The 12226-nt window shown below is 72.6% G+C and carries 13 protein-coding genes; 10 read left to right on the forward strand and 3 right to left on the reverse strand.

The window, feature by feature from the left end; translation table 11 throughout:
- Nucleotides 1-66 precede the first annotated feature (66 nt).
- The 6 genes from ald to ABZ956_RS21795 all read left to right on the forward strand — a co-directional run bounded on the left by ald (nucleotide 67) and on the right by ABZ956_RS21795 (nucleotide 6181).
- The gene (gene ald / locus ABZ956_RS21770) at nucleotides 67-1182 is read left to right on the forward strand and encodes an alanine dehydrogenase (protein ID WP_361896387.1); all 1116 of its coding nucleotides are present in this window, start codon (nucleotides 67-69) and stop codon (nucleotides 1180-1182) included.
- A gap of 321 nt (nucleotides 1183-1503) precedes the next feature.
- On the forward strand, nucleotides 1504-2631 hold the full coding sequence (locus tag ABZ956_RS21775; protein ID WP_071964999.1) for a ParA family protein: 1128 nt from the start codon (nucleotides 1504-1506) through the stop codon (nucleotides 2629-2631).
- Nucleotides 2616-3143, forward strand: coding sequence for a hypothetical protein (locus tag ABZ956_RS21780; RefSeq protein WP_361896042.1), 528 nt, complete (start codon nucleotides 2616-2618; stop codon nucleotides 3141-3143). The genes ABZ956_RS21775 and ABZ956_RS21780 overlap by 16 nt, the downstream gene beginning before the upstream one ends.
- Nucleotides 3144-3222: 79 nt before the next feature.
- Complete coding sequence (locus ABZ956_RS21785) at nucleotides 3223-4203, forward strand: segregation/condensation protein A (RefSeq protein WP_361896045.1); 981 nt, start codon at nucleotides 3223-3225, stop codon at nucleotides 4201-4203.
- 53 nt (nucleotides 4204-4256) lie between these two features.
- On the forward strand, nucleotides 4257-4871 hold the full coding sequence (scpB, locus tag ABZ956_RS21790) for an SMC-Scp complex subunit ScpB (RefSeq protein WP_361896390.1): 615 nt from the start codon (nucleotides 4257-4259) through the stop codon (nucleotides 4869-4871).
- On the forward strand, nucleotides 4871-6181 hold the full coding sequence (locus ABZ956_RS21795; RefSeq protein ID WP_361896048.1) for a pseudouridine synthase: 1311 nt from the start codon (nucleotides 4871-4873) through the stop codon (nucleotides 6179-6181). The genes scpB and ABZ956_RS21795 overlap by 1 nt, the downstream gene beginning before the upstream one ends.
- A 53-nt stretch (nucleotides 6182-6234) precedes the next feature.
- Here ABZ956_RS21795 and ABZ956_RS21800 read toward each other — a convergent pair whose 3' ends face one another.
- Entirely contained in the window at nucleotides 6235-6597 is a 363-nt protein-coding gene (locus ABZ956_RS21800; RefSeq protein WP_361896051.1) for a DUF952 domain-containing protein, read from the reverse strand.
- Nucleotides 6598-6661: 64 nt separating this feature from the next.
- On the opposite strand from ABZ956_RS21800, the gene ABZ956_RS21805 reads away from it, so the two are divergent.
- The 4 genes from ABZ956_RS21805 (at nucleotide 6662) to der (ending at nucleotide 10748) form a co-directional block, all read left to right on the forward strand.
- Nucleotides 6662-7747, forward strand: coding sequence for a prephenate dehydrogenase (locus ABZ956_RS21805; protein WP_361896054.1), 1086 nt, complete (start codon nucleotides 6662-6664; stop codon nucleotides 7745-7747).
- A gap of 97 nt (nucleotides 7748-7844) precedes the next feature.
- On the forward strand, nucleotides 7845-8558 hold the full coding sequence (gene cmk / locus ABZ956_RS21810) for a (d)CMP kinase (RefSeq protein ID WP_361896056.1): 714 nt from the start codon (nucleotides 7845-7847) through the stop codon (nucleotides 8556-8558).
- A 62-nt stretch (nucleotides 8559-8620) separates the two neighbouring features.
- A complete protein-coding gene (locus ABZ956_RS21815; protein ID WP_361896393.1) occupies nucleotides 8621-9256 on the forward strand; it encodes a lysophospholipid acyltransferase family protein in 636 nt (211 codons plus the stop codon).
- 31 nt (nucleotides 9257-9287) lie between these two features.
- Nucleotides 9288-10748 (forward strand): ribosome biogenesis GTPase Der, encoded by a 1461-nt coding sequence (gene der, locus ABZ956_RS21820; protein ID WP_361896059.1) that lies wholly within the window; start codon nucleotides 9288-9290, stop codon nucleotides 10746-10748.
- A gap of 82 nt (nucleotides 10749-10830) precedes the next feature.
- Here der and ABZ956_RS21825 read toward each other — a convergent pair whose 3' ends face one another.
- Both ABZ956_RS21825 and ABZ956_RS21830 read right to left on the reverse strand, forming a co-directional pair.
- On the reverse strand, nucleotides 10831-11148 hold the full coding sequence (locus tag ABZ956_RS21825) for a hypothetical protein (protein ID WP_361896062.1): 318 nt from the start codon (nucleotides 11146-11148) through the stop codon (nucleotides 10831-10833).
- A 155-nt stretch (nucleotides 11149-11303) separates the two neighbouring features.
- Nucleotides 11304-12071 (reverse strand): hypothetical protein, encoded by a 768-nt coding sequence (locus ABZ956_RS21830; protein ID WP_361896064.1) that lies wholly within the window; start codon nucleotides 12069-12071, stop codon nucleotides 11304-11306.
- Between the last annotated feature and the right edge of the window lie 155 nt (nucleotides 12072-12226).

Here is a 12226-nt window from a genome sequence, read left to right on the forward strand (position 1 = left end):
CTGCTCTGGTGTGCCCGGCATATCAGGATTAGCCTGTCATTCTCTGATACAAGGACCGTGATCGACGTGAAGGTCGGCATCCCCCGCGAGGTCAAGAACAACGAATTCCGCGTGGCCATCACGCCCGCCGGCGTGCATGAGCTGGTGCGCAACGGCCACCAGGTCTTCGTGGAGAAGGGGGCCGGTCTCGGCTCCTCCATCACCGACGCCGAGTACGTGGCCGCCGGTGCCGCCATCCTGGACACCGCCGACGACGTCTGGGGCACCGCCGACCTGCTGCTGAAGGTCAAGGAGCCGATCGCCGAGGAGTACCACCGCCTCCGCAAGGGCCAGACCCTCTTCACCTACCTGCACCTCGCCGCCTCCCGCGAGTGCACGGACGCCCTGCTCGAGTCGGGCACCACCGCCATCGCGTACGAGACGGTCGAGCTCGCCAACCGCGCGCTGCCGCTGCTCGCCCCGATGTCCGAGGTCGCGGGCCGGCTGGCCCCGCAGGTCGGCGCCTACCACCTGATGCGCTCGGCCGGCGGCCGTGGCGTGCTGCCGGGCGGCGTCCCGGGCACGGCGGCGGGCAAGGCCGTCGTCATCGGCGGTGGCGTCTCCGGCTGGAACGCCGCGCAGATCGCCGTCGGCATGGGCTTCCACGTCACCCTGCTCGACCGTGACATCAACAAGCTCCGCGAGGCCGACAAGGTCTTCGGCACCAAGGTGCAGACGATCGTCTCCAACGCCTACGAGCTGGAGAAGGCCGTCGTCGAGGCCGACCTGGTCATCGGTGCCGTCCTCATCCCGGGCGCCAAGGCCCCCAAGCTGGTCACCAACGAGCTCGTCGCCAAGATGAAGCCCGGAAGTGTACTTGTCGACATTGCGATCGACCAGGGCGGCTGCTTCGAGGACTCCAAGCCCACCACCCACGCGGAGCCGACCTTCCAGGTCCACGACTCCGTCTTCTACTGCGTCGCCAACATGCCGGGCGCGGTGCCGAACACCTCCACCTACGCGCTGACCAACGCCACGCTGCCCTACATCGTGGAGCTGGCCAACCGCGGCTGGCAGGAGGCGCTGCGCCGCGACGCCGCGCTCGCCAAGGGTCTCAACACGCATGAGGGTCAGGTCGTTTACGGCCCCGTCGCCGAGGCGCACGGCCTGCCGCACGTCGAACTGAGCACCCTGCTCGGCTGAGCCGTCATGGCGTAACCCAGAAGAGCACGCACCCGGCCGGGCCTTGCCGAGCAAGGTCCGGCCGGGGTGTTTTACGGTGCTTTGACCCGCCCGTGATTCTTCCGGGTTATCCGTCGTACACCCTTGACAGAAGGGTGTTCGATTGCCGACACATCGTGCCGTCTCCGGCGGATTGTGTTGCTGCGGACCGCCGACACGCCATAGAGTCGCCAACCGTCGGCATGGTGCCACGCTGACGTATTGAGATGTTTCCTGGTCACCAAGGAGGTAGGACGACTTGTGAATGAGTCGACATTTGCTCCCGGGGGTGGTCACCCAGGAATGCCTGCGCTGGGCCAGAGTCCCGTGGGACTCCAAGCTGTCGGCTCCGTCGCTGTCCACACCTTCGCAGCCCACCAGAACATCCAGAGCATGACGACAGCCCACCAGAGCATGGACGGTCAACACGTGAACGCCATGGCCGGCGACCGGGGCGGGGCGGAATCCACCCGTCTCGCCGACTACGAGCAAGTGCCGGACGGGCACTTCTACGACCCCGACGCGGAGTACGAGCCCGACCCCGAGTACGCGGCGACGCTCGCACCCGACGCCGCGCGCCAGCGCCGTGAGCGCATCGGCCCCACCGGGCGTCCCCTGCCGTACTTCCCGATCCCCGGCCCGCTGGCCCACCACGGCCCGGCCAAGATCATCGCGATGTGCAACCAGAAGGGCGGGGTCGGCAAGACCACCTCGACCATCAACCTGGGCGCCGCGCTCGCCGAATACGGACGCCGGGTCCTGCTGGTCGACTTCGACCCCCAGGGCGCGCTCTCGGTCGGCCTCGGGGTCAACCCGATGGAGCTCGACCTGACGGTCTACAACCTGCTCATGGAGCGGGGCATGTCGGCCGACGAGGTGCTGCTGAAGACGGCCGTCCCCAACATGGACCTGCTGCCCAGCAATATCGATTTGTCGGCGGCCGAGGTCCAGCTCGTCAGCGAGGTCGCCCGCGAGTCCACCCTCCAGCGCGCCCTGAAGCCGCTGATGTCGGACTACGACTACATCGTGATCGACTGTCAGCCCTCGCTCGGCCTGCTCACCGTCAACGCGCTGACGGCGGCTCACAAGGTGATCGTGCCGCTGGAGTGCGAGTTCTTCGCGCTGCGCGGTGTCGCGCTGCTCACCGAGACGATCGAGAAGGTCCAGGAGCGGCTCAACCCCGAACTGGAGCTGGACGGCATCCTCGCCACGATGTACGACTCGCGGACCGTGCACAGCCGTGAGGTCCTCGCCCGCGTGGTCGAGGCGTTCGACGATCACGTCTACCACACCGTCATCGGCCGTACGGTCCGCTTCCCCGAGACCACGGTCGCGGGCGAGCCCATCACCACGTACGCGTCCAACTCCGTCGGCGCCGCCGCGTACCGTCAGCTGGCCAGGGAGGTGCTCGCCCGGTGTCACGCCGAGTGAGTCTGCCCGGTGCCGACGAGCTGTTCCGCACCACCGGCGGGATGGGGCTGCAGTCCTCCTCCCCCCGCCGGAAGGCGAACGGCGAGCCGCAGCCGAGGGTGCCGGGACCGGGCGACGGGCCCGACGAGCGCCCGGGCAAGGGCGCGGAGCCGCCCGGCCGCGGTGCGGCCGCGCCGACCGCCGCGGCCGCCGCGGGCCCGGAGCAGGACGCCGAGCGCCGCCCGGCCGCCGGCCGTACGGCGGCCGAGCCCGCCGCCCCCCAGGGCAAGCGGCGTGGCCGCGCCGCCAACCGCCGGCCCAGCGGCCGTGAGCGCCACGACGAGAAGATCACGGTCTATGTCTCCGCCGAGGAGCTCATGGACCTCGAGCACGCCCGGCTCGTGCTGCGCGGCGAACACGGGCTCGCGGTGGACCGCGGCCGCATCGTCCGCGAGGCCGTCGCCGTCGTCCTGGCCGACCTGGAGCAGCGCGGCGACGCGAGCATCCTCGTGCGGCGCCTGCGCGGCCGCTAACCTGCCGTCAACCGCAGTCGACCGCCGTCCCCGGACTTCCGGGCGCACGGCCCGCCCCGCCCCGCACCCTGGAACCCCGATGCCCGCAGCCGCCCCCTCTCCGGCCCGCCGTCCGCTGGGCCGCGGACCGGGGCACCGGCCCCCGGAGCCGCAGGCGGCTCCCGCCGCCACGGACGGGGCGCCGGAGGGGCCGCGGGCCGGGGCGGGGGACTGTGCGGCGGACGACGGGCGGTTCACCGTTCGGCTGGCGAACTTCGAGGGCCCCTTCGATCTGCTGCTGCAGCTGATCGCCAAGCACAAGCTGGACGTCACCGAGGTGGCCCTGTCCAAGGTCACCGACGAGTTCATGGCGCACATCCGTGCCATGGGCCCGGACTTCGATCTGGACCAGACCACCGAGTTCCTCGTGGTCGCGGCGACACTGCTCGACCTCAAGGCCGCCCGGCTGCTGCCCGCCGCCGAGGTGGAGGACGAGGCGGACCTGGCCCTGCTGGAGGCCCGTGACCTGCTCTTCGCCCGGCTGCTGCAGTACCGGGCGTACAAGCGCATCGCGGAGATCTTCAGCGAGCGGCTGGCCACGGAAGGCCGCCGCTACCCCCGTACGGTCGGACTGGAACCGCACCACGCCGAGCTGCTGCCCGAGGTCGTCCTCGGCATCGGGGCGCAGCGGCTGGCGGAGCTGGCCGTCAAGGCCATGCGGCCCAAGCCCGCGCCACAGGTGTACGTGGACCACATCCACGCGCCGCTGGTCAGCGTCCGGGAACAGGCCGAGGTCGTGGTGGCCCGGCTGCGCGGGGCCGGCGAGGCCAGCTTCGCGGAGCTCACCGCCGACGCCCCGGACACCCTCACCGTCGTGGCGCGCTTCCTGGCCCTTCTGGAGCTCTACCGCGAGCGGGCGGTCGCCCTGGACCAGGACGAGGCGCTTGGGGCCCTGAACGTCCGCTGGACGGGCACGGAGGACGCCCTGCCGACGGTGACGGACGAGTTCGACCGCGAGCCGGAGGCCGAGCCGGAGCCGGAGCCGGAGCCGGAGCCGGAGCCGGAGGAGAGCACATCGTGAGCGAAGACGTGACGGAAGAGACCCGCGAAAACGACGCGGCTCCCGCGGGGGTCATGGCCCTCGCGCGGCTCGATCTCAAGCCGGCCCTGGAGGCCGTGCTCATGGTCGTCGACGAGCCCGCCACGGAGGAGCACCTCGCCAAGGTCCTGGACCGCCCCCGCCGCGAGCTCGCGCGGGCGCTGCGCGAGCTGTCCGACGAGTACACGGCCCAGGGCCGCGGCTTCGACCTGCGGCACGTGGCCGGCGGCTGGAGATTCTTCACCCGCGCCGAGTACGCCGACGCCGTCGAGGCCTTCGTCCTCGACGGGCAGCAGGCCCGGCTCACCCAGGCCGCGCTGGAGACCCTGGCCGTGGTCGCGTACCGTCAGCCGGTCAGCCGTTCCCGGGTCTCGGCCGTACGCGGCGTGAACTGCGACGGGGTCATGCGCACCCTCCTCCAGCGCGGTCTGGTGGAGGAGGCGGGGACGGAACCCGAAACAGGTGCGATCCTGTACAGGACGACGAATTACTTTCTGGAGCGCATGGGCCTGCGCGGCCTGGACGAGCTCCCGGAGCTCGCCCCCTTCCTCCCCGAGGCGGAAGCGATCGAGGGCGACACTCAGGAAGGTGTGCCGTCGTTCGATCCGGACGCACCGGACACCGACGCAGACGACAAGACGGAACTTTGATGCGAAGCAGCGGCAGGAACAGCGGAAGCGGCAACCGGGACGACCGGGGCGGCCGGGCAGGAGCCTCCCGTCCGGCGTCCGGGGGCGGGCGCGCGGGTGGCGGCCGTTCCGGCGGCGGACGCCCCGAGGGCGGCGGCCGCTCCAGCGGGAGCTACAGCGGCGGTGGCCGCTCCGGCGGCGGCAGCTACGGCGGCCGCTCCGAGGGCGGGCGTTACGACGGCGGCCGCGGCGGGGACCGGCGCGACGACCGGCGTGACGACCGCCAGCAGGAGCGTCCGCGCCGTCCGCGCCCCGAGGAGCGTCGCTACGACGTGGGCCCCGACGCCGAGCGCACCCGCGGCGGCGCCACCAGCGGCCGCACCGGCGGCCCCACCAGCGGCCGGGGCGCGGCGGCCCGCGGCGGTGCCAAGGGCGGCCCCAGGCGCGGCTCCACGGCCGGCTCCGGCGGCCGCAGCAGCGGGCCCGCCCGCGGCCACGGCTACGCCCCCGCCCGTCCGCGCGAGCTCGACGCCAAGATCGAGGAGCGCAACCGGGAGCGGCACAACAAGCCGCAGGTGAAGACCCCCAAGACCTTCCCCGGCGCCGAGCAGGAGGGCGAGCGCCTGCAGAAGGTGCTGGCCCGGGCCGGCATGGGCTCGCGGCGTGCCTGCGAAGAGCTCATCGAGATGGCGCGCGTCGAGGTCAACGGCGAGATCGTCACCGAGCAGGGCCTGCGCGTGGACCCGGAGAAGGACGAGATCAAGGTCGACGGCCTGACGGTCGCCACCCAGTCGTACCTGTTCTTCGCGCTCAACAAGCCGGCCGGCGTCGTCTCCACCATGGAGGACCCCGACGGCCGCCAGTGCCTCGGCGACTACGTCACCAACCGCGACACCCGGCTCTTCCACGTCGGCCGCCTCGACACCGAGACCGAGGGCATCATCCTGCTCACCAACCACGGTGAGCTGGCCCACCGCCTCACGCACCCCAAGTACGGCGTGCAGAAGACGTACCTGGCCGCCATCACGGGCCCGCTGCCGCGCGACATCGGCAAGCAGCTCAAGAGCGGCATCCAGCTGGAGGACGGCTGGGCCCGCGCCGACAACTTCCGGGTCATCCAGCAGACCGGCAAGAACTACCTCGTCGAGGTGACCCTCCACGAGGGCCGCAAGCACATCGTGCGCCGCATGCTCGCCGAGGCCGGCTTCCCGGTCGAGAAGCTGGTCCGCACCAGCTTCGGCCCGATCCCCCTGGGCGACCAGAAGTCCGGCTGGCTGCGCCGCCTGACCAACACCGAGGTCGGCATGCTGATGCGCGAGGTCGACCTCTAGTCACCTCCGGCCACGGGGCGGGGGCGCCGCGCAGGCCGCGGCGCCCCCGCAGGCTACGACCACACCGCCAGCCCCGTCGCCCGGCCCTCCTCGTCGCGCTGGATCTCCATCATCCCCTCCACCGCGTCACGGGTGATCCTGCCGAAGACGTGCGGGAACAAGGTGCCCGGCGCCACCCCCGGCGGCGGCGCCGGCACGGCGGCCTCCCAGCGCACCATCACGTCCAGCTTGTGCTCGTCGATCAGCAGGGCCATCAGCGGGCCGGGCACCTCGCGGTAGAACGCGGTGGCCACGGCGAGCGTGGTGGCCTCGTCGGGGGAGCAGTGGACGAAGCCCTCCTCCGCGAGCGACGCGGGGGAGTAGGGGCGGTCGGGCACGGTCAGCCAGTCGTCCAGGGGCACCACGTGAAAGATCATGACCACGGTTCTACCCGACGAGGGCCCCGCCCGTCCCGGGCGGCGGGCTGACTAGGCTGGGGACGTGAGAACCGCCCTTGTCATCGGAACCGGACTGATCGGCACGTCCGCCGCCCTCGCACTGGCCGGTCGCGGCGTCCAGGTGCACCTCATGGACCACGACCCCGCCCAGGCCCGTACGGCCGCCGCCCGCGGCGCCGGCACGGACCAGGCGCCCGAGGGACGCGTGGACCTCGCGATCGTCGCCGTACCGCCCGCGCACGTCGCCACGACCCTCGCCGAGGCGATCCGGGACGACCTGGCCCGCGCCTATCTGGACGTCGCCAGCGTCAAGGGCGGCCCGCGCCGCGAGCTTGAGGAACTCGGCTGCGACCTCAGCGGCTACCTGGGCACGCACCCGATGGCCGGGCGCGAGCGCTCCGGGCCCATGGCGGCCACCGCGGACCTCTTCGAGGGCCGGCCCTGGGTGCTCACCCCCACCCCCGCCACCGACACCGAGGTCCTCAACCTCGCCCTCGAGCTGGTCGCCCTGTGCCGGGCGGTGCCCGTCGTCATGGACGCCGACGCCCACGACCGGGCCGTCGCCCTCGTCTCGCACACCCCCCAGCTGATCTCCAGCATGGTCGCCGCCCGGCTGCAGGAGGCCGACGAGACGGCCGTGCGCCTGTGCGGCCAGGGCATCCGCGACGTCACCCGCATCGCGGCCTCCGACCCCCGCATGTGGATCGACATCCTCTCCGCCAACCCCGGACCGGTCGCCGACGTCCTCGCCGCCGTCGCCGCCGACCTCGACGGGACCGTGCGGGCCCTGCGCGCCCTGGACTCCGCCGACGAGGACAAGCGCCTGGGCGGCGCGGCCGGCATCGAGGCCGTCCTGCGGCGCGGCAACGCCGGCCGCTCCAGGGTCCCCGGCAAGCACGGGGCCGCCCCGGCCGCCTACGAGAGCGTGACCGTCCTCATCGGCGACCAGCCGGGCGAGCTGGCCCGCATCTTCGCCGACGCGGGCCGGGCGGGCGTCAACATCGAGGACGTACGCATCGAGCACGCCACCGGCCAGCAGGCCGGCCTGATCCAGCTGATGGTCGAGCCGGCGGCCGTGGCGGGGCTGACCGCCACGCTCCGGGACCGCGGCTGGGCGGTGCGCCAGTAGCCGCCCGAACCGTACGACTGCGCGGGCCGGTCCGGTGAGCCAGTAACCTTGGGTGAGCCTGATATGGCTCGTACTCTCCGCCCCGTGCACAAGGAAGGTGTCTGACACCGTGGAAACCGCCGCCCGGACCGCCCCGGCAGCTGTCATCGTCGGCATCGACGGCCCTTCCGGCACGGGCAAGTCCAGCACCTCCAAGGCCGTGGCCGCCAAGCTCGGCCTGCGCTACCTGGACACCGGCGCCCAGTACCGGGCGATCACCTGGTGGATGCTGAACAACGGCATCGACGTCAACGACGCCGCGGCCGTGGCCGACGCCGCCGCCAAGCCGGAGATCATCTCCGGCACCGACCCGGCCGCGCCCACCATCACGGTCGACGGCGCGGACGCCTCGGCGCCCATCCGCACCCTGGAGGTCACCGCCGCGGTCAGCGCCGTCAGCGCGGTGCCGGAGGTGCGCACGCGCCTGACCGAGCTGCAGCGGGCGATCGCCGCCGAGGCGCCGGCCGGCATCGTCGTCGAGGGCCGGGACATCGGCACCACGGTGCTGCCGGACGCCGACCTCAAGATCTTCCTCACCGCCTCGGCCGAGGCGCGCGCCGCCCGCCGCAACGGTGAGCTGAAGGGCAAGGAGGCGAGCGACCTGGCCGCCACACAGGCCGCCCTGGTCAAGCGGGACGCGGCCGACTCCGGCCGCAAGACCTCCCCGCTCGCCAAGGCCGCCGACGCGGTCGAGGTCGACACCACCGAGCTGACGCTGGAGCAGGTCATCGAGTGCGTCGTCACCCTGGTAGAGGAGAAGCGGGCGGCGTGAGCGGAGCTGTCACCGGCACCGAGGCCGGGGCCGCCGTCGGCCGCCGGATCGGGATCGGGCTGATGTACGGGCTGTGGAAGCCCCGCGTCCTGGGCGCCTGGCGGGTGCCCACCGCGGGGCCGGTCATCCTGGCCGTCAACCACTCCCACAACATCGACGGCCCCATGGTGATGGGCACCGCGCCCCGCCCGGTGCACTTCCTGATCAAGCGGGAGGCGTTCACCGGCCCGCTGGACCCGTTCCTGCGGGGGATCGGCCAGCTCAAGGTGGACCGCGAGAGCGCCGACCGGGCCGCCATCAGCGACGCGCTGGCCGTGCTGGAGCGCGGCCACGTCCTGGGGATCTTCCCCGAGGGCACCCGGGGCGAGGGCGACTTCTCGTCGCTGCGCGCCGGGCTGGCCTACTTCGCCGTACGGTCGGGGGCGCCGATCGTGCCGGTGGCGGTGCTGGGCAGCGCCCGCGACCGGGGCCGGCTGGTCCCCGGGCTGCCCCCGCTGCGCAGCCGCATCGACGTGGTCTTCGGGGACCCGTTCGAGGCGGGCGACGGCAGCGGGAAGCGGACCCGCACGGCGCTGGACGCGGCCGCGACCCGGGTCCAGCAGCGGCTGGCCGCACACCTGGCGGAAGCCAGGCGGCTGACCGGTCGTACGACCGACGAGACTTTCAGTGGTGGCCCGCACGAGCGGTCCGCCGGATGACGAAGCACTTCAAAAGCAGGGAATTGACTTCATGAACGACCAGATCCACTCCGGCGACGAGCACGGTGAGCTTGGCGACGCCGAGTACGCGGAGTTCATGGAGCTCGCGGCGCAGGAGGGCTTCGACGCCGAGGAGGTCGAGAGCGAGCTCGCCGCCGCCGGCCACGGCCCGCTGCCGGTGCTCGCCGTCGTCGGCCGCCCCAACGTCGGCAAGTCGACGCTGGTGAACCGCATCATCGGCCGCCGCGAGGCCGTCGTCCAGGACAAGCCCGGCGTCACCCGCGACCGCGTCACCTACGAGGCCGAGTGGGCCGGCCGCCGCTTCAAGGTCGTCGACACCGGCGGCTGGGAGCAGGACGTCCTCGGGCTCGACGCGTCCGTCGCCGCCCAGGCGGAGTACGCGATCGAGGCCGCCGACGCGGTGGTCTTCGTCGTGGACGCCACGGTCGGCGCCACCGACACCGACGAGGCCGTCGTCAAGCTGCTGCGCCGCGCGGGCAAGCCCGTCGTGCTGTGCGCCAACAAGGTCGACGGCCAGTCCGGCGAGGCCGACGCCACCGCGCTGTGGTCGCTCGGGCTCGGCGAGCCGATGCCGGTCTCCGCGCTGCACGGCCGCGGCACGGGCGACATGCTCGACGAGGTGCTCAACGCGCTGCCCGAGGCCCCGGCCCAGACCTTCGGGACCGCCCCCGGCGGCCCGCGCCGCATCGCGCTGATCGGCCGTCCGAACGTCGGCAAGTCCTCCCTGCTGAACAAGGTCGCGGGCGAGGAGCGGGTCGTCGTCAACGAGCTGGCCGGCACCACGCGCGACCCGGTCGACGAGCTGATCGAGCTGGGCGGCACGACCTGGAAGTTCGTCGACACCGCCGGCATCCGCAAGCGCGTGCACCTGCAGGAGGGCGCGGACTACTACGCCTCCCTGCGCACCGCGGCGGCGGTGGAGAAGGCCGAGGTCGCCGTCATCCTCATCGACGCGAGCGAGACCATCTCGGTCCAGGACCAGCGCATCATCACCATGGCCGTCGAGGCCGGGCGTGCGATGGTCATCGCGTTCAACAAGTGGGACACGCTCGACGAGGAGCGCCGCTACTACCTCGAGCGCGAGATCGAGACCGAGCTGCAGCAGGTCGCGTGGGCGCCGCGGGTCAACGTCTCGGCGCGTACCGGCCGCCACATGGAGAAGCTGGTCCCGGCGATCGAGACGGCCCTGGCGGGCTGGGAGACGCGGGTGCCGACCGGTCGGCTGAACGCCTTCCTCGGCGAGCTCGTCGCGGCCCACCCGCACCCGATCCGGGGCGGCAAGCAGCCCCGCATCCTCTTCGGCACCCAGGCCGGCACCAAGCCCCCGCGCTTCGTGCTCTTCGCCTCCGGCTTCATCGAGGCCGGCTACCGCCGCTTCATCGAGCGCCGCCTGCGCGAGGAGTTCGGCTTCGAGGGCACCCCGATCCATCTGTCGGTGCGGGTGCGCGAGAAGCGCGGGCGCAAGAAGTAGGGCGCAGGACAACGCCGGGCAGCCCCGGATCCCACCGGGGTCCGGGGCTCCGTCGCATGCTGGAGCGGAGCGGGTCGGGCGGCTAGAAGCCGCGTGAGCGGCCGTCGCGCGGCGCGGGTGGCAGCGCGGGCAGCTGGCTGCCGCGCTGGCGTCCGTGGTACGACTCCCACACCGCGTTGTACCCCGATTGCCCCGGGTAGGCGGACTGCCCCGTCAGCTGCCCGGCGTAGCCGTACCCGCCCTGGTGCGGGCCGAAGGCCTTGAACCGCAGATCCTCCTCGCCCGAGCGGTCCCCGGGCAGGGCCCGGAAGGAACGGCGGTACTCGGAGCAGAGAGCGTCGTAGATCGGGGTGACCGAGGCGGGGTGACTCTCCGTGGAGGCATCGCGGGGTGGCCGCATGCCGGGAATGTGGTTCGGGTACGAGGTCCGGGCTGCGGGTTCGTATGAGTACACATCCCTGCCAACGACCTCGAGGCCCGTCGGATGCGGCCCCGGGCGCGAATGGCCCGCCGGGAGCATGCCCGCGGGGTGTACGACGGGGCGCAGGTCGCCGCTCATGTGCCCGCCAGCGGCATGGCCGCCCCTACCAGCCGGCCGGAGGCGGCCGCCCGGTCCAGGGCCTCGCGCAGCAGGTCCTCACGCGGCTGTGCCCCGATCGTCCCGACCGGGGCACAGAAGACCAGCACCTGCCGCGTCTTGTTGACCGCCGCCCGCCACTCGTCGGCGACCTGCATCGCCTGGTGCGCCTGCCACCAGGCCTGGGGGGTGGTGCCCTGGGCCGGCGGCTGCATGACCGCGTGCAGCTTGCCCATGGCCACCAGCACCGACCAGCCCGCGAGCGGCGGCGGCGCCTGGTCGACGTCGGCGACGGGCGTGAAGCCCTGCTCGGTGAGCAGATCCAGGAAGACGTCGACCGGTCCCGTGGTGCCCGGGCGGGCGATCGGCCCCAGCGGCTCGACCACCAGCGCCGGCTGCACGGCGCCGCCGACCAGCACCAGACCGCTCGTCACCCCCAGCTCGGCCTGCAGCGGAACCTCCGGCTCGCCCTCGCCGGTGATGGAGCGCACGGCCCCCTGCAACTGCTCCTCGGAGACCGGGACCACCTGGGAGGGGATGCAGGCGGCGTGGGCGAAGGCCAGCACGGCCGTCTCGTCCCCGACGAACAGCACCGTGCTGGTGCGCTCCTTCTCGGTGTGGCCGGGGGTGCGGCAGGAGGTGCAGTCGTAGAGCCCCGGGGCGCTGTCGCCGCCCAGCAGTCGCTCCGCTTCCTCGGCGCCGATCTCGGCGCGTACCTCGTCGCTGACATCGAGCATGCGCGGCACGGGGTCTCCTCGAAAACTTGGTGTGACACTCGGTAGACAAGCACTGCGGATCGCTACGCGGTGTGAGCAGGGCGGAACCCGGCTCGTAAGGAGACAACGGACGATCCATGGCCTGGGTCACGCCCCGGAAAAGTTCCCGGATCCGCTACCGATTC

Origin of the sequence: Streptomyces sp. NPDC046261, from assembly GCF_040646235.1 — a bacterium.
Classification (GTDB): domain Bacteria; phylum Actinomycetota; class Actinomycetes; order Streptomycetales; family Streptomycetaceae; genus Streptomyces.

What these genes read in the sequence shown, in the direction of transcription:
- ABZ956_RS21815 (WP_361896393.1), top strand. Translation starts at nt 8,621, where the DNA reads ATGTACGGGCTGTGGAAGCCCCGCGTCCTGGGCGCCTGGCGGGTGCCC.
- ABZ956_RS21800 (WP_361896051.1), bottom strand. Translation starts at nt 6,597, where the DNA reads ATGATCTTTCACGTGGTGCCCCTGGACGACTGGCTGACCGTGCCCGAC.
- scpB (WP_361896390.1), top strand. Translation starts at nt 4,257, where the DNA reads ATGGCCCTCGCGCGGCTCGATCTCAAGCCGGCCCTGGAGGCCGTGCTC.
- ABZ956_RS21785 (WP_361896045.1), top strand. Translation starts at nt 3,223, where the DNA reads ATGCCCGCAGCCGCCCCCTCTCCGGCCCGCCGTCCGCTGGGCCGCGGA.
- ABZ956_RS21795 (WP_361896048.1), top strand. Translation starts at nt 4,871, where the DNA reads ATGCGAAGCAGCGGCAGGAACAGCGGAAGCGGCAACCGGGACGACCGG.
- ABZ956_RS21825 (WP_361896062.1), bottom strand. Translation starts at nt 11,148, where the DNA reads ATGCGGCCACCCCGCGATGCCTCCACGGAGAGTCACCCCGCCTCGGTC.
- der (WP_361896059.1), top strand. Translation starts at nt 9,288, where the DNA reads ATGAACGACCAGATCCACTCCGGCGACGAGCACGGTGAGCTTGGCGAC.
- ABZ956_RS21775 (WP_071964999.1), top strand. Translation starts at nt 1,504, where the DNA reads ATGCCTGCGCTGGGCCAGAGTCCCGTGGGACTCCAAGCTGTCGGCTCC.